Origin of the sequence: Lysinibacillus sp. NPDC096212 (genome assembly GCF_044763105.1) — a bacterium.
In the GTDB taxonomy this organism is placed as follows: Bacteria; Bacillota; Bacilli; order Bacillales_A; family Planococcaceae; genus Lysinibacillus.
On sequence record NZ_JBIWFQ010000004.1, the window covers coordinates 1 to 22,948 of the forward strand.

Here is a 22,948-nt window from a genome sequence, read left to right on the forward strand (position 1 = left end):
TTAGCAAATTACTCAATCTAAGGAATTTAACTGACACTTAACCTTAGATGTGTACGCAACGATACTGCGGAATTTAAGCCTTTGGAGAGTCATACCAAATGGCAGTAGCTTTTTGCGAAACCAGACTCGGAGAATAAGGAAGACACAAAAACGAAAGTCGGAAGATATAAGTTGTGTCACAGTAGAGATGTTTACATTTTTCAAGAGATGTATATGTTTTTCGTATCGGACATGCGCACAGGTGCACCTAAAAAGGGGTTAGCTCAGCGTTCAGAGGTAGTTGGAACATTATCTGCCTCCTTATTTGACATGCAAACTAGTGAAGAGTTAGGGCAATTACTAACGGATCTAGAGGGGCAAAAGGCAGATCTCGATGATGTTACGCAGCGTTTAGTTGAGGAAGTACGTAAAGAGTATGATCAAAATAAAAAAATTCCGGCTGATGAATATAAGAAATTCGTCATTCTACAATCTAAAGCAGAAACAGCATGGGAAGAAGCAAAGGAAGCTAATAATTTTGCTTTATTCCTACCTTATTTAGAGGAAATTATAAGCTGGCAGAAGAAATTTATACAATATTGGGGTATTAAAAACGGTTCTCCGTACAATACATTACTAGATTTATATGAACCGGATATGACAACGGATGTTTTAGATCAAGTTTTTGGTGAATTACGTGAAACAATCGTTTCTCTTGTGCAAAAAATCGCAGCTTCACCAAATAAACCAGATACAAGCATTTTATTTAAGCATTTCCCTCGTGAATCTCAGCGTGCATTATCATTAGAAATGTTAGCGCAACTTGGCTATGATTTTGATGCAGGTCGCTTAGACGAAAGTGTACATCCATTTATGATTGGCTTAAATCATGGAGATAATCGAATTACAACTAAATATGATGAAAATGATTTCCGCTCAGCAATTTTTGGAACAATCCATGAGTGTGGGCATGCCATGTATGAACAAAATATCGATGTGAAGCTTGATGGTTTACCGTTAGCCAAGGGTACATCTATGGGAATACATGAATCCCAATCTTTATTTTATGAAAATTTTGTAGGTAGGAACGAAAAGTTCTGGGAGCATAATTACGAGCGACTTCAAAAGTATTCACCTGCACAATTTGGGGATGTAGCATTAGCTGACTTCCTACGAGCAATTAATATGGTGGAGCCGTCGTTTATTCGCATCGAAGCAGATGAGTTAACATATCCACTACATATTATGATTCGCTATGAAATTGAACGCGACCTATTCAACGGCGATCTTCAAGCGAAAGATCTTCCGCAAGTATGGAATGATAAATACGAAGAATATTTAGGCATTCGTCCTGAAACAGATGCAAAAGGGGTACTACAAGATATGCACTGGTCAGGGGGCATGTTTGGCTATTTCCCATCCTATGCTCTAGGAATGATTTACGCTGCACAATGGAAACATGCAATGGATAAAGATCTTCCAAACTTTGATGAGCTGTTAGAAAAGGGTGAGCTTCTTCCCATTCGAGAGTGGTTAACAGACAAAGTCCATCAATACGGTGCGCTTAAGAAGCCATTCGAATTGCTACAGAATGCGACAGGCGAAGGCCTAAACGCAAAGTATTTAGCACACTATTTACAAGAAAAGTATACAAAGCTGTATCAGCTTTAAAGGAAAAAGCGATTTCTCAACTATATTTTATTAAAAGTCAAGAGTTAAAGTAATGCACTTGTTACATCAGTATTCTTTATGAAATGTGCAACATTATAAATAGTTATTTTCAAGCTGAACTAATTTTTTATTGGTTCAGCTTTTATTTGTGATTAAAAGTAAATTTAGATATATTTGCGAAATTAAAGTGTAGTACAATTAAGATGTTAAATTATACCTTATTAAACTAACGGTGCAGATTAGTTGAATAGTGTTGTTAAACTTTTGTTCAACAATCGGGCCATTTTGTTGAATAAGAGTGGGAAATATAAATCCAAATATATAGTATTATCGATTCTAAGGAATATACTATGTAATAATATATATATATGAAGTTTTGTAAGGAGGATATGCTATGAGTATAGTAGATTGATTACTCAGATTTTAAATAAGAGGAAGGTGGTAAATCAAATTTTATAGAGGTGTTCAAATTGAATAATTTAATGATTAATGCTGATTTTGGGAAGTTATGGCTTCATAATATATCCAAAATTCTAAGTGAACGTTTTCGCGAACTAATCATACCTATTATCATATTGGGTCTGTCTGGATCGCCATTAATGACCTCATTAGTGCTTTTATTTCAGAGAATTAGTTCCGTGTTTTTTTCTATTCCAATAGGTACTTGGATTGAGAAAAAGAACCTTGTTTTGATTTCTTCGATCTGTAATTTAATATATGCTATATTATTGTTTCTATTGGCATATTTAATAACAATCGATATAACGAGCCTTTTTGTTATTGGGCCAATATTATTTTTCATGGGTTTAGTGGGATTGATGTTAAATATTGCCCTTTCAGCTATGGTACCTAAAATTGTTGGGAGGCAACGTTTATTAAGTGCTAATAATTCATTAGAAGCCGCTGATGCGATTGTAACCTTAATTGGTCCAGCCTTAGGTGGAATTATACTTGCGAAATATGGCCCGAACATTACCTTAACTATTTGTGGTAGTTTATTACTTATTTCAATGTTATTTATTTCACTTATAAAATACCGAAATATAAGTGAGGAAACGGATGATAAGCCCATGAAGGGAAAACAGAAACTGAAGAGTTTCATTCGGGATTCCCAAGAAGGTGTAAAGTACCTCTATGCTAATGGAGCTCAAATTGTATCGACGATTTCGGCTTTGGTACTCGGATTTTCAACCAGTTTTATTGTGCTTAGTGTTATCATTCATTCTAAATATACTCTCCATTTTTCAGAAGAGTATATTGGAATACTGTTATCTTGTGCTGGTATAGGAAATGTCGTTGGCGTACTTATAATGAACAAATTTAAAAATGCAAACTGGTTATACTTTCTCAGTACTTTAATGATCATATCTTCATTTGGAATCTTATTATTGATATCAAATTCATTTATCGTCATGTGTTTCGGAATGATAATCTTTGATGGGGCACTTTCTATGGCATTTGTTGTTCAGATAACTGTTCAACAGGGCATTACTCCAGACCATTTGATCGCCAGGGTTCGAAGTTCCATATACGTTTTAGGTGGAATTGCAGCAATGTTAGCGACTATACTATCTGGTTTGATTTCTGAATGGAACTCTATGGAAGCCTTGGCATTTGGATCATTGGTTTTATTAGTCAATGGCTTGTTTATTTTTAAATATAAAAAACAAGGAGTAGCAATGGATAAAATCAGTCCAATTTATGCTGCATCGAAAAGTAGCTGAATGATGGATTTAATAAAGGTAAGGAATTGTATTAAGTAATGTTGCACCATCGTCTTTGATGAATAAAATCGTGTATAAAAATTGAAGTCTTATCGTTGTAAATCCGCATAAATCTGACGAGTCCCCTTATTGTGCTGACGGGTGCTTTACTTGAAGATCATTGAGCTGTTTTAGACAGCTCTTTTTCTTATTATACTAACGGAGCAGGTTAGCTCAATAAGCTTTTATGTCATTTACTAAACAAAAGAATTATTATCTTTCCAGTTTATTCAATGAAAAAAACAGACTAAAATAGTCTGTTACAAAAAAGTACTCCATATTGCTTTGAAAAAGATTCCTAGTCCAGCAAGGAATACACCTAAACAAGCTAAACTCAATGGGGATCCCCACTTAATTTCTGGCATAGAAAAAACCTCATTTCCTTATAGTTATAGAAAATTATACCATAACTTTCTATATAGGAAGTTGTTAAGCTAACGGGGCAGATTAGTTGAAGAGCGTTGTTTAACTTTTGTTCAACAATCGGGCCATTTTCTTGAATACCTTTAAATAAAAAGTATTTGGATATTGATGTTAAAATTCAATTGAGTTTATGAAGTAATATACTTAAATTAACAGGTAATTTGGTTGAACAAGTTAGTAAAAAGAAAGATATAATGAGTTACACGATTAGATTTGCTAATGAAAACGACTTGTCTAGTTTACTTATTGTAATTTGCCCATTAAAGCTTTCTTTGCTTCATGCTGTATAATACGGTCACAATATCACACGAATATCTTCCCGCCATATTCTGCTTGTAGACACGGTATTTATTTGTTCCTTCTAGAATCTGAAAATCTTTCTTACAAAAGATACATGTTACTTTATATGAAATCATCTTGTGCCTCCATTTTAAAATGCTCGATTAAAAATCATGAGGTTTGCTGTTCTTTTAAACTTATAAATGAAGTACCTACCGCTAAAAGTACAGCGAAACTAGCGAAAATAACAGCCGTCCATTGAAGTGAAAACCATTCAGCTAAAAGCCCTATTACAACTGTAAATAGTACCTGAAGAATACTTTGAATTAAATTCAACATGCTGCTAAAGCGCCCCATCACATCTGGATGTATCGTTGATTGATAGAGTGTAGCAAATCCAGTATTACTGAAAGCCATAAACATCCCTAATGTGACAAAACATATGACAGCTATAACATAAGAGTTTGCTAAATAAAAACCTAAATAACTAAGCATAGAAAGAAAAAATCCAACCTTTAGATAAACCATGACACTAAAAGTTTTCGCAAAAGCAGTAGCCAATAGCCCACCAACAATTGCTCCGATTCCCGCAACGGTTACGGTAATACCGTATAAGCTTTCAGAAATTTCAAGGTGTGCTAACAGAAACGTCATTTCCTGTGAATCTAATGCAAAAGCAATCATGAGGGCTATTGAATAAATCACGATTAATCGTGTAAAACTGTGAAGCTTTTTAGCGTAAGTGATTGTCATTTGCCAATCCTCTTTAATTGTTAACAGAGTTATTTTTGATGATTGACTTGTATTCGTTTTATTTTCAGACGGAAGCAAGCTTAATAAATAGGCACAAATAAAAAATGTCACTCCATTCACCCACATTGCCACACTTGTACTGAATGTTGCTAAAATAAGCCCTGCGAGTGCCGGACCAACCATAAACGAACCTGAACTTAATGTAGAATGAAGCGCATTAAAACGTTGCTTATGTCCTTCTTGTACATGCACAGATATTAAGTACGTACTGCTCGGACCAAAAAAGGTACTTGCAATATTTGTTGCGCCTACTAGAGCATAAATAAGCCATAGTTGGTCAACAAAAGGCATGAGACAAACGAAGAATCCTCGTATCAAATCCGTTGTAATAACTGTTTTCTTTTTGTTCCAACGATCAATATAAGATCCAACGAAAAAATTACAAATGATTCGAACAAGAGGACCTATAATATATAAGCCAGCTACAGCTGCTGGAGAATGTGTTAAATTCCAGATCATCACGTTTAAAGCAATTAAGTAAATCCAGTTACCTAACTGTGAAACACCTAAACCGGTTAATAAATACACATAATGCTTCGACCACTTCATCAATGATAGCCTCCAGCAACTCTTTGTCGCATTTTCTCACTTGTTTCAAATAAAAGACGGTAAAGTTCTACTGCACGTTTATATTGTTTCGAGTTTTCATACATTTTTGCAACAAGAGGACCATAAGACAAAATCAATTCAATATGTTGTTCTTCTATAAAATACTTAAAAACTTTTTTCTCTATCTTGTAAAACTCCTCCAAGCTTTCTAGCCCATCAATTTGTTCAAACGCTTGCATTAAAAAGAATTGCATTTGCTGATGAGTACCTTGAGTAAAATCATTTTTTGAAAGCTCATGAAGTTTTTCTGAAAAAAGTTCCTGTTCACCGCCAAATAATATGGTACGCGTATAGTTTATTAGCGTATGAATATCCTTTTTGTATGTTAGTGCCTTTTCGTAATATGTAATTGCCTTCGTATATTGTTTATCTGATTCGTATGCAAACGCTAGGTTGTTATAAATGGATGACCACTGAACATCTGTAGCAATTGATGGGACATGATGTAGTAAATCAATTGCTGCATGATATTCTTTTAAAGCATCTTCTACTTGACCTAAACCATTTAAAATAACGCCATACATTGAATAGAGCTTTAATTGAAATAATGGCTTATATTGATGTTTAAATAACTGAATGGCTTCTTGTATATATAGTTTTGCGAGTGAAAATTGATAAGCGCGATGGCTAGCAAAAGCTAAATGGTAGACATAATTTGCTTGTTCAAAAGAAGAGCTTTTGGATAAGTGAAACTTGCTGTTTGATTGGAACTCTCGATTTAAAATCGCATCGTAGTTTCCGATCATTAGTTCATAATATGTTTTGACTGCAACAAATAATTGCCACTCTCTTGAGCCACTAGGTGATAGTAAGTCATCTAATGAGGCTAAAATGCCACCTGCTTCCTCCATGCAGTCTTGACTCAATAAGTACCGGCAATAAACTAAGTCTACTTGCATCTGTAAACTTGGCGAAGTACGCTGTACATAAAGTAAATGAAGCTGCTCCATCTCTTCTTCATTGATTTTTTCATTTGATAATAACTTCTCATAAATTTGTTCAATCAGTTGCTCTTGGTTTTTACCTTCTTCTACATAAGTTGTAAAATCCAACTGTAGTTTTTCAAATAACATTCTATACAATGTCTCATTTGGTTCTACTAATCCGTTCTCAATTCTACTTAAATAAGACGTTGTACAAATACCAACAGCCAATGTATCTTGGTTCATATTGTTTAATTGCCTGAAGAATTTAATCGTTTGTCCAATTTTATGATGTCGCTCCATATCAATCACCTCTATAATTATCATATCAAAATAAATCGGTTGAATATTGTGTAAATAGTATTCGATTTGAGAAACTAGTTATAACAAATTATGGCATATTGTGTAATCTTCTACTTTTCTAGAGCAAGTTAATGAGGAAGTATTAAGTTTATAGAAAGGAGGATAACTTTGAAAATAAAAAGGAATCAACTTTTTTATCACTATTATTCTGTCTGATTTTATTTCAAGTGGGGTGTAGCGAGGCGGCAAAATAACACGAACTGAAGCGAAATGATAGCAAGTAATAACATGGAGTTAACGCAATAAAGTTAATATTCTGAAAATGCAGGTAGTAGTGTTGTTTTCGGAGTATAATAAGCGTCTCTGTTCTTATTCAACCTTCTTCTTCAACTAACGGAGTGCTTTAGTTGAAGAAGAACCAGAAGCAACGTTAGGCGAAATGAAAATGTAAAACTCCTTTATTTTCAAGTTATTTCTCGTTTGTGAATGATAAATTGTCTAATCTATCTTTTTTAATGGCTGTTTTCGAAAAGATTGTTGCTATTCAACTCCCATGAAAGAACTTAATCATCTTTCATTTTCTGTGGTGTAGCGCTGGTTTTTGCGCTACATGGATGGCTAACGGGGCAGTTTAGTTGAACAAGGAGGTAATACCTATGCTGTTTTAAACATATCTTAGTATGAGGGAGACATTTAACCTGAAATGTGGGTTTACGAGGTGTTATTGATCAAAAAATCAATATTATACCTATCAAAGTCTTTTATAATCGAGGGAGTGGTTTGTACTGAAACCTTTAACAGAATCAAAAAGTACCTCAAGAAATCTAAAAGAAATTTTAAAATCTCATCCATTAACTTCATTCTTTGTTATGGCATATTTATTTTCGTGGATTGTATTAATTCCATTTATCTTATCTCAATGGAATATCATCCCCAAAGCTAAAATTTTCGATGTTTTCTTTGGACTTAATGCTTTCGTTGGTCCTATGTTAGCTACATATATTATGATTCGGACTCTCGAAGGAAAAGGAGCTTGGAGAGTTATTACAAAAGGAATATGGAAACTTAAAGTAGGTTTAAAATGGTACTTCTTTGCACTTATCGTCATTCCTACTGTGATATATTTGGGATTTGTAATGTTAAACGGAGGGATTCCAAATTCTAAAGGGCTTACAACGCAATTTTACGCAACATACCCGATTTATCTTGTTGTAGTCTTCTTCTTTGGTGGCCCGTTTCCAGAAGAAATCGGTTGGCGTGGTTTTGCTTTACCTCGAATGCAATCTAAGTTTGGATCATTAAAAGCAACGCTATTGCTCGGAATTCTTTGGGCGTTTTGGCATTTACCTCATTTTTTAACCGCAGCACAAAGAGGAGGTCCGGGTTCAAACATTTCTCTTCTTTATTACGATTTACCTATTTTTATTGTGCTATGCCTAGCTGCTTCCATCATTTTAACTTGGGTGTTCAACTCCAAACAAGGAAATTTGTTTATTGTTATTTTGGTTCACGCTAGTTTGAATACTTTTAGTTTTATACAACCTCATTTTACTAACCCGGCTTTGAAAGAATCTGATTTATCTGTTTGTCTAGGATTAGGTCTTTTCGCTTTGATAATTCTTATTTTTACAAAGGGTAAATTGGGATATAAGAAATCTTCTCCTGAAGTGGAATTAGGTAACCAAAAAAATCTTAAACAAACGAGCGCAATTGTTGAATAAACTTTACTTTTCTCTTCAACTATGGTGCTTTAGTTGAACAAAAAAGTAAAGGTAGCCTTGTTAAAACAATCTAACAAGGCTATTTTGGTATCTCAATTAACTTTCTATTTAAACTGCTCAAAATGATTAGCGACCCATCGCTTCTGATTTTCTGCAATCTATTTACCAATTCTTCTTTTGTAAGCTGCATATACTTCTTTTTAGCGATGTTTACATCACGTTCAGGGGAAATCTTTCTTAATGTCGCTTCATCAAATATAGGTTCTTCTGTTCCTGACACCGAAGGCATTCTTGGTTTGCCATCTCGAACACCTTTTAATTCTTCTTTATAATTATGCAAGAAAGCTTGACCATCCATTAATGGATTGCTATGTGTATATTGTTTTAAATGAATCATAGACTTATAAAAGGATTTTAACGCTGATAAAAAACGGCTAATTGTGTTTGGGCTTTTATTTGTTAAACTTACCAAACGAAACGAATCTTTATCATGAACCTTACACTTCATTTCATGCCTCAAATATTCCTCAACAACTACTCGTATCTTTTCCTCTGAATCATTCCATTCCACTCGTTGCCCTTGATAATTACTTTCTTCCTCTAACCACTTGAAAAAGGGAAGTAAACATTTCAAATAAGAAGTTGCAGAACTCTTATCGATTCTCCCTACACAATCAAAGTAATAATCCGACAAGGGAAGGAACGGTTGGTTATCTCTAAATACCAATAATTCATATTTGCTTTCAATATGTTTTGGACAATACTCATACCAATACAATTACTAACACCTCAAAAAGAACACCTGTTCTATATTAACTTTTTTTCTTGCAATTATAAATGTTAACCCTTTTATTAAATCCTAGTAGAAATGTTAAGCAAAATAAAAATGTACACTACTAAAATTGAATTTAGTAATGTACATTTTTATAACATATTTTTATAATGTGCAACATTAAAACAAGTTATGATGTAAGAAATCATCATAACTTGTTTTTAATATTACAGAGTAGAGAAATCGCTTTTTATGAAGATGCAAGAGATTGTTACCAAAGCTTATAGCCTTTAGAGCCAGGAGGGGAATTAGAAATAATATCGATAATTGGAATAGTATAGGCAAATATAATTAATGCTACTAAAATAACAAGCCATACTTTAAAGTTCTCTAAGATAGCTGGAGTAGTACCACCGTTTTCATGTACTTCACCAACTGGGAATTCCTCTTCTCCTTTTGGTGCAAACCATGCTAATTTCACCACAATATAAAGGATGATTAAAATAGCGATGAATAGAATTGTACCACCAACAGCTTGAGCGATTTGATAAGGAATCCAATCATAAGCTTGTTGAGCACCGCCATACTCAGAGTAATCAGATCGACGAGGTGCACCGATCAGACCAGCGATATGCATAGCGGAAGACATAATTGTCATACCAGTAGCCCATAAAATAGCTGCAAAATTACCAAGATTGTTCAAAGATTTAGTCAATGTACGACCTGTTAAATATGGAATTAACCAAAATGCCGCACCAAAATAAGTTAAAACGGCTGTTGTTGCAATCGTTAAATGGAAGTGCCCTGTAACCCAAATAGTATTATGGATTAATTGGTTCATTTGGTAAGAAGCATTAATGATACCGCCTGCGCCACCAGGAATAAATGCTAACATACCGATAAATGGCACGAAGAAACGAGCATCTTTCCATGGTAATTTTTTAAACCAACCGTAAAGCCCTTTCCCACCTAATTCACGACCACGTAATTCGAACATTGCAAACATCGAGAAGGCTGTCATTAAGGATGGTACGATTACCGCAAATGTTAAAACAACTTGTATGAATTTCCATGTTCCATCAATACCTGGCTCTGTTAATTGGTGATGGATCCCAACTGGTACAGAAAAAATTAAAAACAGCATAAATGACAGTCTTGCTAAAGAATCAGAGAAAATTTTCCCTCCAATAACCTTCGGAATAACGACATACCAAACCATGTATGCTGGTAATAACCAGAAGTATACGAGGGCATGACCGAAATACCAGAACAATGTACGGGATAGTGCTACATCAACACGTTCGATAAAGCCTAAGGACCATGGAAGTAACTGGAATAGAACAGAAACAGCTACACCTAGAGTTGCTACGAACCACATTAAATTATTGACAACAACCATAAATGACAGTAATGGGCTTCGTTGTCCACTACCTTTGTTTTCTTTACGCCACTGTGCATAACGTAAAACTTGACCTGCGCCGCCAACCCAAGAACCAACAACGACTAATGTAAGGCCTAAATAGAATATCCAGTGAGCTTTCAGTGGAGCATAGAACGTATATAAAACAGATGCTTCGTTCAGTAGAACCATTACTGCAGCTGCTGCTGTACCGATAGTCATTAACCAGAAGCCGATCCAGCCAAGGCGACGTTGACCGTCTGAAAAAGTCCCTGACGTACGGCTAACACTAGCAATTTGGAAACCAAAAATAAAGAATGTTGTTAAAATAAGACCGAGTAAAACACCATGTACGGTTAAAACTTGATAGTAACCAATGCCTGCTGGTAATGTAAATTGACCAGAACGAACGAAAACTTGTAATAAACCTGCAAGACCCCCTAATAACAATGCGATGAATGCCACGTAAATATGTGCCATCGCTAGCTTCGCATCACGACGATCCACTTTCGTCAAATTATTATTTAGACTCATTTGGCTTCACCACCTTTAGCATAGAGTGCATCATCGTATGTCCTGTACCACAGTATTCATTACATACGATTAAAAACTCTCCTTCTTTATTTACTGTAGTTACATATTCAGAAATGTAACCTGGTTCAAGCATCATATTAATATTTGTACCTGCAACTTCAAAACCGTGCATTACATCTGCACTCGTTGCAATAAATTTCACTTTAGCTCCAAGTGGCACTTCAATTTCTGGAGGATTGTAGTTAAATGCTGAAGCTAAAACAACTACTTCGTAATCCCAATCTTTACCTTCTACTTTATGTACACCCGGGTTATCGAAGGGTGCAAATTCTTTTACTTTCTCATAATCTAGTGTTTTTTTACCATTGTTCGGATGTGAGCCTTGATGGAATGCACCGATGCCTAGAATGATAAGGAATGCTACTAAAGTAGCGACTCCGAACACAAGCCAATACTTCTCATACTTATGTAAGTGCATATGTCTCTGTCCTTTCTTAGTAGAATCAATTATGCCTCGGCATAATTCCGTGTCATCCGCCGGAGGCTTTAATTTCTTTCAGTGGGAACCCGCTGAAAGGAAGTTAAAAACGATTGATGAACAAATCGAAGCAGTACACCCAAAGCAAGATAATGATGATTCCTACTCCAAATACCGCATAGAGTGAACCTTTTAAATTTTCATCTGACTTTTTTTTATTTGCCATTTTTGCTCCTCCTACGCTTTTATTGTGTCTTTCTTATTGCCATGATATATAAATAAATTTCTTTTTGATGTGAAAAAAATCACACATCTTGGCGAAATATGTGAAAAAAATGTGAAAAATTGAGGAGGAAATAAAAAATAGCTACCTCAATAGTCATTGAGATAGCCACTTATTGGTTAGAATTAGAGGAATTATTATTAAAAACTCTTATTTTTCGAAAAATTTTACTAATTGAAATTTGTACTTGAGCCTAATGGAGTATCCATTGTTAATTATAGAGAATGATAAAGCATGGTCATAAATGTTTAATGTATTGGCATAGGATATATCATTTGGAACAGTTCGATATTCTAGTACTCTATTCTCCTTCAATTGTTAAAAGAACTGTCAGCGGACCAACGCTTGGAATTGTAACAGGGAGTACAAATGCCTTTTCAAAACCGTATAACTTTGTGTTGCCAACCATCACTGTTGGCGGTGTGATATCAATTTCTAAGCTTTCTTGTCCTACAGTAGTGCATAAATTTCCTGCAATCATATTTCCGAATTCCCCTGTAAAGGATTCCAACATTTCTCCTTCAAGAGGCATACCAAACATTGTATTGCCGATGCCACTAAAAATTTCAGGAGAGGAATCAATGATTACACGGCCCTTTAAATCTCCTATTAAACCAATTAAAACACCCATTTGCTGTTGTTGAAATGGTTCAGAAATAATACTAGGTGTTTTCACCTCTATATCCATAGGTAGGATCGATTTTAAAGCGTGAATTGTCCCGTTTAAAATAGTTTGAAAGTACTTCGAATTACTCATCATTACCGCATCCTTTTTCCGACTTTTCTACATCTTACCATGTTAAATGGGTAAGATGAAAGTATGTCTTGACGAATTAATGGGAAATTTATATTATATTAATGAGAATGATTTTCAAAATCAATAAATGGACGTTAAAGTCTTTTCGAATAAAAATTTTTATATAAAAAGGAGCGGTCAGCGATGACATTTGTATTTATTGGAGCGGCAGTGGTTATCTATATTGGAGTGGGAACACACGTCATGAAACAGACGACTGCACATTTAAAATAATAGAATTTCAATTTTTTTATACAGATAGAGCATGGTCTGAGTAATTTTGAGACCATGCTTTTTTTGAATAATATTTATCTTTAATACTTTCATTGTAATAAAAAGAAAAGGATTATTTGTTTTTTTCTGAAATATATTGTAAATGAGAATAGTATTTTTGTAGAATTAAACAAAAACGTATATCAATACAAATAGGGTAAGTGATTCATTCGTTTAATCAGTAATCATTAAGGTTACAGTATCAGAAACAGTAAATAAAAATGGATGGACGATACAGCGACGTCCTAGAGAAATTAGGTGAAGACAATGACAAAAATATTATTAACAGGATTTGTACCATTTCTTGAGTATAAAATTAATCCTACAATGCAAATTGTAGAAAATTTACATGGAGAAGTGATGGATGGCTATGAAATTGTAGGACGCATTCTGTCTGTGGATTTTCAGCAATCTGCTCAGCAACTGAAACAATATATTGCCGAGATACAGCCACAAATCATTATTTCCTTAGGATTAGCTGGAGGACGTTTTAAAATAACGCCAGAGCGAATTGCGATTAATATTAAAGATGGTGAAGCGGATAACAATGGTTATACACCAACAGATGAAAGCATTTATGATGGTGGTGAAGACGCGTATATTACGAATTTACCTATTAGAAATATGGTGAATCGATTAGGCAAAGAAGGGTATCCAGCAGAAATATCAAATACGGCAGGTACTTATTTATGCAACAATATTATGTATGAGGGGCTAGTTTACGCAAAGCAACATAAGGGGGTCCGCGCTGGATTTATTCATATTCCTGCATCATTCGATTTGGCGATTCAGCATGGGAAAATACCGGGATGGAATATTCAAGATTTAATAACTTCCATTAAGCTTTGTATCGAGGAGACAATTCGTTCAACGAATGATTGATTTTGCTCATACGATGTGAATTAGCCAACACACAAATCGTTTTGTATTTATGGATGCCCTAAAATATTTTAAGGCATCCATTTTTTTATTTATATGAGGTTTATTCTTTTACTCATGAAACAAAGTATCTTTGATTTACTTAAGGCGATTAAAGTGTAGTCACTAATTCAACAGCCTCAACAATAATTGGAGTTCCTGCTGGTAAAGTGCCTGTAACAGTATGGAATGTTAATTCTGTTGCAGAAACTGAGTAAGAACCACCTTCCTGAAGCACCCCATTTATATATAAATTATAGTACCCGTTTGTTACGATCGGGAAAGTAGTTGCAGCAGAACCGCTATCATTTAAAAAGGTAGTAGAGGCAACCGTTGTACCATCAGAGATCGTTAAGGGTGCAGCTAAAACATTGAAAAATCTAGCCGAAGTACCTGTAACATTGACATGAATATTAATAATAGAAAGTGCCACTTATTTTCACCCCCTTTCAGGTATGTTACTTACATTGTAGAAAATCCTATTGATTCTATGATGATTGGAGTACCTCTATAAATTATTGAATTATCTGGACTTAAAGTTAAGGAGGTTGGAGTTATAGTGTAAATTCCACCTTCCTGCATTACGGCGTTGATGTAAAGATTAACGTAGCCATTCGGATTAAAAATCATAAATTCAATTGCTGTGTTCCCATCATCACCCCAAAATTGACTAGCAAATAGTGTCGCCCCATTCGTTAAATTAATATCTGATGTAGCAATATAGAAATATCTATTTACTGTTGGAATGATATTCCCATTAGGTTCAATGACTGGAGGAGGGTCTACCGGAGGAAGAGTACTAGCTTTTATACGAGGCCAAATAAACCGGTCTTCACATCCACATTTTTGCTCGAGTTTTTGGTGATTCCTAAAGTTCACCATTTTTTTATCACCCCATTTAATTATTTTTTCCCCAAGTTAACTTTGTAATTTTCACTATTATTAGTATTACAATCACACATTAAACTTTTTTAAAACTTAATTTGCCTTACCTTAAAATATGAAGAAAATAATAAATTGCTTAGTTGTGCAACCATTTTGAAATAGAAATTAGTAGTTTTTTTAAAATATTGGCCCATCACTACAAATTGAGAATGACATTTTGTTAAAACGTATGAAATCAACCCCACGTTTTGATAGTGAGCCTGAATAATGCATTTTTTTGGTTAAACAGGGCGATATGGATGAATATGGCGTCTGAAACCTTTATATATATGCTTTTCAAAGTAAATTAGTGTTATACTTTGTTTGTCGAATAAGGTAGAATACTATTTATGACTATCTTCATTCAGAAAAACTACCACCTCTAAAGTGGTAAGATGAATCAGGATATAGTTCCTTTCTAAACATTACTGAATGAAGATTAAGCCTCCGGCGGATGTCACGGATTTTTAAAGGAGTGAATTGTGCTCGCACAATTCAAAATCCGGACGCATTGTTTATCTGCGCGAAAGCGAAGCGACAGCGGCAATTACGCCAAGGCGAAATTGATTAATATGAATAAAGGGGTTACTGGTTTTATGAATGATTTTGAACAACAGTTGGAGGCGCTATTAAAGCAAGCGTCGTTACAATACATAATTTATCAGCATAATGGTGATACAGAGCGTATGGATAAGACATCACTTTTTGCACGTAAAATACAGCAAAAAGAATATGTTATCGGCTTTGCTGGCCATTTCTCTGCTGGTAAGTCGAGTATGATTAACGCGCTATCAGGTGAAGATTTACTTGCGTCAAGTCCTATTCCAACGAGTGCCAATATCGTCAAAGTCCATAAATCAGATGAAGACTTTGCGATTGTCTATATGCACAATGAAAAACCTGTGAAATTTGAAGCGGGTTATGATTTTAAAACAGTGAAAGAGCTTAGTAAAGATGGGGACCTAGTGTCTCAAATTGAAATTGGTCATAGTACATCGACATTACCACTAGGTGTCACAGTTATGGATACGCCAGGTGTCGACTCAACAGATGATGCACACCGTATGTCAACAGAGTCAGCCCTTCATATTGCTGATATCGTATTTTATACAATGGACTACAATCACGTGCAATCAGAATTGAATTTCCAATTTACAAAGCAATTAATGAAGTACAATCCAAACGTTTATTTAATTGTAAACATGATTGATAAGCATAATGAAAATGAATTAAGGTTTGAGGAATTTAAAGCAACAGTTCACAATTCCTTTGCGGCTTGGGGTGTAGTACCAAAAGGTGTATTTTTCACTTCATTAAGAGAGCCTGAGCACCCTTATAACGATTTTAAAGCTGTTAAGAAAATTGTTATGGATAGTATGAATGATTGGCAGGATCAACTTGTAAAGACAGCATCAAATACGCTGCGTTTATTACAAAGTGAGCACGACACTTATTTAACAGAAGAAAGAGAAGATCGTTTAGACATCGATGAAGATGTATTAAGTGCCGATGACTGGGCAAACCATAAAGATATTTTAGAGCAATACAATAAGCTAAATCGTCAAGTTGAATTGTTCTCGATTGAAGCATGGAATGAAACGTTCGAGGACCAACGTAAAGAACTTCTTGCGAATGCTGCCATTATGCCAGCTGATTTACGCGATAAATTACGTCTGTATTTAGAGAGTCAGCAGGATAGTTTCAAGGTAGGGGGCTTATTTACTGCTAAGAAAAAAACAGAGGAAGAGCGTAACCGCCGTAAAGAGGATGCCTATAGTGCCTATCAAAATGTTGTGCATGCACAGATTACTGGACATTTAAAAGGGCTAATGAAAAAGGTGTTAAAGGATGTTAGTGCATTAAATGAAGAACGTGCTACCGCTATTGATGCCTACGCCTTTGAATTACCATTCTCTCTTATTGAGCAGCAGGTACAAGCTGGTGCCATATTAACTGGAGATGCCGTATTAAACTTCGCTAACCGTGTAGCAGAGGCAACAAAACGCTACTTCATCCAGGAAACAGATAATTGGAAGGATGCACAAGCAACAACTTTAGAAGCAGTGGCTACTGAAACAGCTGCTCCATCTAAATTAAAAATGGCTGGGATGCAAGCGAAAGTTGATGCTATTCAGGCAGTGCTTGAAATCGAGGGCTATCAGCAATATAGTGCAAGTATTATGCACCAGGCAAGCAATGAAATACGTCAGCTAGCAAATCAACAGCTTACAAATTGGGATCAAGCCTTTAAGCGAGATTTAGCAGATATTCGATTGTTTGATGAATCGATGTTAAAGCCAAAAGAAGAAGCATTACAACAGGAAGAGGCACAGCAAGCAGTTAGCGCAACTAGCCTTCCTATTGAAGGTGTAGTGAAGCGTGCACTTCATACGGCAAACTCGGTAAAAGATGTACAAGGCTTTGCGGAAGTAGCAACTTACTTAGAAAATAAAGTAGAACGATTACAGAAAAAAGATTTCACAATCGCGCTTTTCGGTGCATTTAGTGCAGGGAAATCTTCGTTCTCTAATGCGTTAATGGGTGCTAAAGTTTTACCTGTATCACCAAACCCTACAACAGCGGCTATTAATAAAATTCGTCCTGTGACACCAGAGCATCCGCATGAAACAGCAGATGTACTATTAAAAACAGCTGACCAAATGCTAGAGGATATTCAAGCTTCATATGCAGCAGTTGGATTATCAGTTTCTTCTTTAGAAGAGGCATTTAATCGTGCAGATGAAGGACTTGCGGTACAGCTATCGGACGAACGCCTAAATGTGCATAAATCATTTATTCGTGCATATAAAGAAGGGTTCCCAACATTTAAGTCTGAGCTTGGAAAAGTATTACGTGTTAACCGTGAAGAGTTCGAAAAATTTGTTGCGCAAGAAAATAAATCATGCTTTGTCGATAATATTGATTTCTATTATGATAGTCCGTTAACACGCATGGGTGTGACACTTGTTGACACACCAGGAGCAGATTCTATTAATGCGCGTCATACAGGTGTTGCGTTTGAATATATTCGTAATGCTGATGCAATCTTGTTTATTACTTATTATAATCATGCTTTTGCTAAAGCTGACCGTGAGTTTTTAATTCAGCTAGGGCGTGTGAAGGATGCCTTCGAACTTGATAAAATGTTCTTTATCGTCAATGCGATTGATTTAGCGACAACAGAAGAAGAGCAGGAAGATGTAAAAGGTTATGTGCGTTCAGAGCTACAACGTTTTGGCATTCGCTTCCCTCGACTTTACGGTGTGTCGAGCTTATTGGCATTAAAGGAAAAAGTTGAGGGTGCTGATTTAACATCAGGTATGCCACCTTTCGAAGATGCCTTCCACACATTCTTAAATGATGAATTAAGTGCATTGGCTGTTCAGGCACTTGCAGAGGAAGTCGATAAAACGGAACAACGTTTAGGTGACTTAATTACGCAGACAGAAGAGAACTTAAAGCGTAAGGATGAGCGTTTAGAGGAATTAACAACTCTTGAACAGCATATAACATCGAAGTTTAATACGCTTAATACAAGCATGTTAGAAAGTGAAACGAAGCAAGAGCTTGATGAATTATTGTATTATGTTCTTCAGCGTGTGTATTATCGTTACCCAGAGTTCTTTAAGGAAGGCTACAATCCTTCAACATTTTCAGCAATGCCAGCTCAGCAAGCATTAGAGCATGCTTTAAAAGAAGTAATGCAAAGTTTACGTTTTGACTTTACACAAGAAATGCGTGTAACAAACTTCCGTTTATCACAGTTTATTAGTAAGAAGATGCAATTACGCTTTAAAGATGAAGTACGTGAGCTGAAAGAATTAAACCGTAGCTTCTCATTCTTAGCGTTTGAATCTTCTGAGCCAGATTTACTTGATTTTGAAGGACCATTTACAGATATCGCGAAATATTCGGGTGTTAAATCACACTTCCGCAATCAAAAGGCATTCTTTGAGAAGAATGAAAAAATGAAACTAAGTGAGGCGCTTGAAGTATTAACAAAACCAGATGCGCAAAACTATTTAGATTCACAGAAAGTATCCCTCATGACATGGGCTATTACCTATATTGCTGAGGAAGCAGAGAAATTACGTCTGCATATTTACCATCAGGCACTTGAACAAATTGCAACAGAAAGACTTGCACTTCAGGAAGAAAGTCGTTTAGCTTCTTGGAAAGCTATTTACGAACAATTACAATACGCATGAGGTGATTCATTTGGGAAAAGTATTCAAATCAGTTGAGGAAATTCAGTTAGATGGAGTCCGTTTCTTAGATGCCCGCTTTGATTTACAAAACAAAGAGGCGGGGAATAAAATATTTGAAGAGGGACACGCACCAGGAGCGATTTATATCGATCTAGAGCAGGATCTATCAGATATGGGGTCTAGCGATGGCCGCCATCCTATGCCAAGTAAGGAAAAGCTATCGGCAGTATTTCAAGGATTAGGATTAAATTATGAAGATCAAATTGTCGTTTACGATCAAGGGGCTGCGCCATTTGCACCACGTGCTTGGTGGATGCTGACATATGCAGGCTTTCCAAATGTAGTGATTGTGAATGGTGGTGCACCTGCGCTCGAGGAAAAAATATCTTTCACAAAAGACATTATAAAATATCCACCGACTACGATTGAATTTGTTTGGCGAGATGAGCTATATGCTCCACGTGAAGCAGTTAAAGCTATTGTAGATGGAGAAGTCAATGCGACGTTGCTAGATGCACGTGCCGCAGCTCGCTACCGTGGTGACGTGGAGCCTCTTGATATGGTAGCTGGGCATATTCCAACAGCAAAAAACTTTGACTGGGAACAATTAAAGTCAGATGGTCGTCTACAAGCCAATGATGAGTTACGCAGCAAGGTTGCACAAGACGAGCACGTTGTTGTATATTGTGGCAGCGGTGTTACAGCATCACCATTGTATGCAGTACTAGCAGATGAAGGTTATGAAAATATTCAACTGTATGTAGGCAGCTTTAGTGACTGGATTACACAATATGATGTAGAAAAAGGAACAAATGAATAAATGATTGAGGAAGAAACGCTCACTTTGGTGGGCGTTTTTTTCTTGGAGTGAGGGCAAGAGAAGGTTTAATTGCTTTAAATGTAAGCAGACTCAAACATTTCAGAGAGAGCTTGTTTGAATAACAAATCCTAAATTCGAAATTAGAGAAAAAATATAGGGAAAATTTGAGAGGAAATGCAATTTTTATCGTTATAGTAGTAGGGAGGTGAAACAAATGGAGATGGATGAAGTAATCACACGAGTAAAGAACGGTGAAAGTCATCATTTTGCACATATTGTAAAACATTATGAGCAGAAAGTTTTTATCACTGTCATAAGAATAGTAAAAAATCAGTCGGTAGCTGAAGATATCGTACAAGATATTTTTATAAAAGTATTTTATAGCTTACATAAGTATAAAAAAACGGGCTCATTTAATGCGTGGCTATACCGAATTGTAGTCAATAATTGTTTCGATTATTTACGGGTTCATAAGTTACAAACGATACGAATCGACAGTGATGTAATGGATAATCGTTTTCCTGAAAAAATATTGTTGTTACATGAAAGAAATGAGCAGTTAGAAAAGCTTCTTCAACAGTTGGATGAAACAGAGTACATGGTATTGTTACTGAAATATGTAAATGAGCTAAGCTACGATGAAATAAGCGAAGTGCTTCAAATTTCTTTAAATGATGTTCGAAATAAGTTACACCGAAGTAAAAGAAAGCTTAGGTCAATCACAATGACAAAAGGAGGTTATTTTTATGAAATGTGATTCGAATTTGCTGGAAGATTATGTAGAAGGTTTTTTAGATGAGATTGAACAAAAGAAAATGGAAGCTCATTTGCAATTCTGTGAAAATTGTCAACGTGAATATGAGCAATTAGTAAATGAACAAAAAACATTATTTGCACAGCTCAATAAGCCAATGATGACACATAGCCAAGGTGATGCTATTATGCAACGTATTCAAACGAATACAAAGCGTAAAAAATCTTGGTATTCTTTAAAAATTACTGTAATCAGTGCAGCTATTATTATGCTAAGTTTTGCGTTTTATTATTGGAATCGTCCACCGATTGAAGTGGCACAGCCGATTGATGAGCCAACACATTTAGTAGAAACGAATAGTAGCGAGCAGGAAGAACATTTAGATGGTGAACAAGTCTTAAATTATAATGAGCCATTCTTGGATGTTTCTATTGATAAAGTTGTCGGAAATGGGGAAAACATTGATATTCAATATCGAGTTAAATTTAAAGAACAATACCAGCGAGATCAAGATAATATATATAAACATCATTTAAATAAATACCAATATATAGAAGTGGCGAACATGCCGAAATTTGACAATGCACAAGATGACTTTTTCGGTAAAGTAACAACAGACGTCCGATTTGAAATCCGAGATGAAGCAGGAAAATTAATTTTAACTACTAGACGTGATGGACGTACTGGCGAACAACCAATGATTACAGACTTTTCAGGTCCTAGTGGTTTCGACACAGATGTATTGGGCGAAATGGTATACACGATATCCGTCCCAAAGTATACTAACCCAGCAACGTTTGAAGTGTTTCAAATGGAAGCATCTGCGTTCGATTTATTTGAGACGGAAGTGAATACAAAACAATTACAGCCATTCAAATTGAATAACGTAACATATACAATTGATTCATTAGAAATCAAACAAGGTACATTACATTTACAAATTTCTACGGAAGGTGATCAAAAAGTTCGTGCAGCTGGTTGGGAGATGGTCATTAACGATCGTTTAATTATTTCTAACCGGACAAATGTAAATTATTCTGAGCGAACAAATAATCGTACCGTTTACAAATTACAGTTTGAGAATTTCGAACAAATCCCAGCTAATTTAAAATTAGTGCCGTCTACTGTAAGGATTAAAAAACAAATTGATCCAATTGTTTTGGATTTACACTAACAAAAAAGCCCTCGAGTGTTTAAACGACAGTCTAGTAATTTGATAAGATTTTAAAAATGTAATTGTGATTGTACTTATATCTAGCTAAGAATATGTGTATAAAACCATGCATTTTTTGAATTCGGGCTTCCCTTTAAAATTATAATCTCTCTATTAATAAAAGGGGCTGTTTTGATAGTAATCGTCAACTTACGATTCCTTTTCCATTTGCGTAGCATTTATTCATAAAATGACTGATTATTCATTTTATGCTACACTCTTTTTACAAAGGGGGGGGAAAGGATGTTTGAACGAGAGAAAAGTATAGAGATTCAACAAAATCGTGATGTGAAATGCGCTCACGGTAAAGTGACAGTTCAGGGGATAGGAATGAGTGTTTATAGCTTTTTTGTAGATGGCTTACTAATTGATACAGGCTCATATTCACTTTCACAGGAGTTCCAATCCTTTTTTAACGAAATACCGATTGAACAATTGGCGCTCACTCATTCGCATGAGGATCACTCAGGAAATGCAGCATGGATTCAGCAACATAAGGGTGTACCTATCTATGTTCACCGTGATTCGGTAAGTCTTTGTGCAAAGGATGGAGAGTATCCATTTTATCGACAGGCATTATGGGGGGAGCGACCAGCGTTTATTGCCCAACCAATAAGCAATACATTGCAAACGAAATCAGCTACATTGGACGTTATCGAAACACCAGGGCATACGACAGATCATGTATCATTTTACAATCGAGAAACTGGTGCTATGTTTACAGGAGATTTGTATATACAGACGAAAACTAAGGTTGTCCTTGATGAAGAAAATATCGTACATACCTTGGCGTCTTTGAAGAAAATATTAAACTATGATTTCGAAGAAGTTTATTGCTGTCATGCAGGCTTTATAGCGGATGGTCGAACGAAAATACAAGAAAAAATTGCTTATTTAGAAGATATGGAGAGTAATATAAGGCAGTTGTTTCTTAAAGGTTATTTAGTTGATGAAATTACAAAAGCTATCTTTTCTCGTGATTATCCGATTACAAAAGTATCAGGAGAACAGTGGTCTTCCAAACATATTATCACTGCTTTTATAAATCAATTTACGCATGAGTCCTTAAAATAAGGGCTCTTTTTTTGCTAA

General features: G+C 35.4%; 18 protein-coding genes. 9 read left to right on the plus strand and 9 right to left on the minus strand.

The window, feature by feature from the left end:
• Positions 1 to 207 precede the first annotated feature (207 nt).
• Positions 208 to 1,650, plus strand: a complete 1,443-nt coding sequence (locus tag ACIQ7T_RS04910; RefSeq protein ID WP_370083737.1) for a carboxypeptidase M32 — start codon at positions 208 to 210, stop codon at positions 1,648 to 1,650.
• Between the two features lie 470 nt (positions 1,651 to 2,120).
• Positions 2,121 to 3,374, plus strand: a complete 1,254-nt coding sequence (locus ACIQ7T_RS04915; RefSeq protein ID WP_402868938.1) for an MFS transporter — start codon at positions 2,121 to 2,123, stop codon at positions 3,372 to 3,374.
• A 912-nt stretch (positions 3,375 to 4,286) separates the two neighbouring features.
• Here ACIQ7T_RS04915 and ACIQ7T_RS04920 read toward each other — a convergent pair.
• Positions 4,287 to 5,477, minus strand: coding sequence for an MFS transporter (locus tag ACIQ7T_RS04920; RefSeq protein ID WP_370083733.1), 1,191 nt, complete (start codon positions 5,475 to 5,477; stop codon positions 4,287 to 4,289).
• Positions 5,477 to 6,763: a helix-turn-helix domain-containing protein gene (locus ACIQ7T_RS04925; protein ID WP_402868940.1), complete on the minus strand. Its 1,287-nt coding sequence runs from the start codon at positions 6,761 to 6,763 to the stop codon at positions 5,477 to 5,479. The genes ACIQ7T_RS04920 and ACIQ7T_RS04925 overlap by 1 nt, the downstream gene beginning before the upstream one ends.
• Before the next feature lie 869 nt (positions 6,764 to 7,632).
• On the opposite strand from ACIQ7T_RS04925, the gene ACIQ7T_RS04930 reads away from it, so the two are divergent.
• The gene (locus tag ACIQ7T_RS04930; RefSeq protein WP_402868942.1) at positions 7,633 to 8,484 is read left to right on the plus strand and encodes a CPBP family intramembrane glutamic endopeptidase; all 852 of its coding nucleotides are present in this window, start codon (positions 7,633 to 7,635) and stop codon (positions 8,482 to 8,484) included.
• Positions 8,485 to 8,563: 79 nt separating this feature from the next.
• Here ACIQ7T_RS04930 and ACIQ7T_RS04935 read toward each other — a convergent pair whose 3' ends face one another.
• From ACIQ7T_RS04935 to ACIQ7T_RS04955, 5 genes are all read right to left on the minus strand, one after another.
• Complete coding sequence (locus ACIQ7T_RS04935; protein WP_402868944.1) at positions 8,564 to 9,262, minus strand: hypothetical protein; 699 nt, start codon at positions 9,260 to 9,262, stop codon at positions 8,564 to 8,566.
• 265 nt (positions 9,263 to 9,527) lie between these two features.
• Positions 9,528 to 11,189 carry a b(o/a)3-type cytochrome-c oxidase subunit 1 gene (locus ACIQ7T_RS04940; protein WP_402868946.1) on the minus strand — a complete coding sequence of 554 codons (1,662 nt, stop codon included), beginning with the start codon at positions 11,187 to 11,189 and terminating at the stop codon, positions 9,528 to 9,530.
• Positions 11,176 to 11,667 (minus strand): cytochrome c oxidase subunit II, encoded by a 492-nt coding sequence (locus tag ACIQ7T_RS04945; protein ID WP_370077367.1) that lies wholly within the window; start codon positions 11,665 to 11,667, stop codon positions 11,176 to 11,178. The genes ACIQ7T_RS04940 and ACIQ7T_RS04945 overlap by 14 nt, the downstream gene beginning before the upstream one ends.
• Before the next feature lie 103 nt (positions 11,668 to 11,770).
• Complete coding sequence (locus tag ACIQ7T_RS04950; RefSeq protein WP_255505077.1) at positions 11,771 to 11,893, minus strand: hypothetical protein; 123 nt, start codon at positions 11,891 to 11,893, stop codon at positions 11,771 to 11,773.
• A gap of 358 nt (positions 11,894 to 12,251) precedes the next feature.
• The gene (locus tag ACIQ7T_RS04955) at positions 12,252 to 12,707 is read right to left on the minus strand and encodes a chemotaxis protein CheX (RefSeq protein ID WP_402868948.1); all 456 of its coding nucleotides are present in this window, start codon (positions 12,705 to 12,707) and stop codon (positions 12,252 to 12,254) included.
• 579 nt (positions 12,708 to 13,286) lie between these two features.
• Here ACIQ7T_RS04955 and ACIQ7T_RS04960 point away from each other — a divergent pair.
• Positions 13,287 to 13,901 (plus strand): pyroglutamyl-peptidase I, encoded by a 615-nt coding sequence (locus ACIQ7T_RS04960; protein ID WP_402868950.1) that lies wholly within the window; start codon positions 13,287 to 13,289, stop codon positions 13,899 to 13,901.
• A gap of 148 nt (positions 13,902 to 14,049) precedes the next feature.
• On the opposite strand, the gene ACIQ7T_RS04965 is transcribed toward ACIQ7T_RS04960, so the two are convergent.
• Together ACIQ7T_RS04965 and ACIQ7T_RS04970 are read right to left on the minus strand one after the other, a co-directional pair.
• Positions 14,050 to 14,370, minus strand: coding sequence for a DUF4183 domain-containing protein (locus ACIQ7T_RS04965; protein WP_402868952.1), 321 nt, complete (start codon positions 14,368 to 14,370; stop codon positions 14,050 to 14,052).
• 29 nt (positions 14,371 to 14,399) lie between these two features.
• The gene (locus ACIQ7T_RS04970; protein WP_402868954.1) at positions 14,400 to 14,819 is read right to left on the minus strand and encodes a DUF4183 domain-containing protein; all 420 of its coding nucleotides are present in this window, start codon (positions 14,817 to 14,819) and stop codon (positions 14,400 to 14,402) included.
• A gap of 638 nt (positions 14,820 to 15,457) precedes the next feature.
• On the opposite strand from ACIQ7T_RS04970, the gene ACIQ7T_RS04975 reads away from it, so the two are divergent.
• The 5 genes from ACIQ7T_RS04975 to ACIQ7T_RS04995 all read left to right on the plus strand — a co-directional run bounded on the left by ACIQ7T_RS04975 (position 15,458) and on the right by ACIQ7T_RS04995 (position 22,930).
• The gene (locus ACIQ7T_RS04975; RefSeq protein ID WP_402868956.1) at positions 15,458 to 19,069 is read left to right on the plus strand and encodes a dynamin family protein; all 3,612 of its coding nucleotides are present in this window, start codon (positions 15,458 to 15,460) and stop codon (positions 19,067 to 19,069) included.
• Between the two features lie 10 nt (positions 19,070 to 19,079).
• Positions 19,080 to 19,889, plus strand: a complete 810-nt coding sequence (locus ACIQ7T_RS04980) for a sulfurtransferase (protein WP_370077373.1) — start codon at positions 19,080 to 19,082, stop codon at positions 19,887 to 19,889.
• A 214-nt stretch (positions 19,890 to 20,103) separates the two neighbouring features.
• Entirely contained in the window at positions 20,104 to 20,646 is a 543-nt protein-coding gene (locus tag ACIQ7T_RS04985) for an RNA polymerase sigma factor (protein ID WP_370077374.1), read from the plus strand.
• Complete coding sequence (locus ACIQ7T_RS04990) at positions 20,636 to 21,817, plus strand: anti-sigma factor family protein (RefSeq protein WP_370077375.1); 1,182 nt, start codon at positions 20,636 to 20,638, stop codon at positions 21,815 to 21,817. The genes ACIQ7T_RS04985 and ACIQ7T_RS04990 overlap by 11 nt, the downstream gene beginning before the upstream one ends.
• Before the next feature lie 282 nt (positions 21,818 to 22,099).
• The gene (locus ACIQ7T_RS04995; protein WP_370077376.1) at positions 22,100 to 22,930 is read left to right on the plus strand and encodes an MBL fold metallo-hydrolase; all 831 of its coding nucleotides are present in this window, start codon (positions 22,100 to 22,102) and stop codon (positions 22,928 to 22,930) included.
• The last annotated feature ends 18 nt before the right edge of the window (positions 22,931 to 22,948 follow it).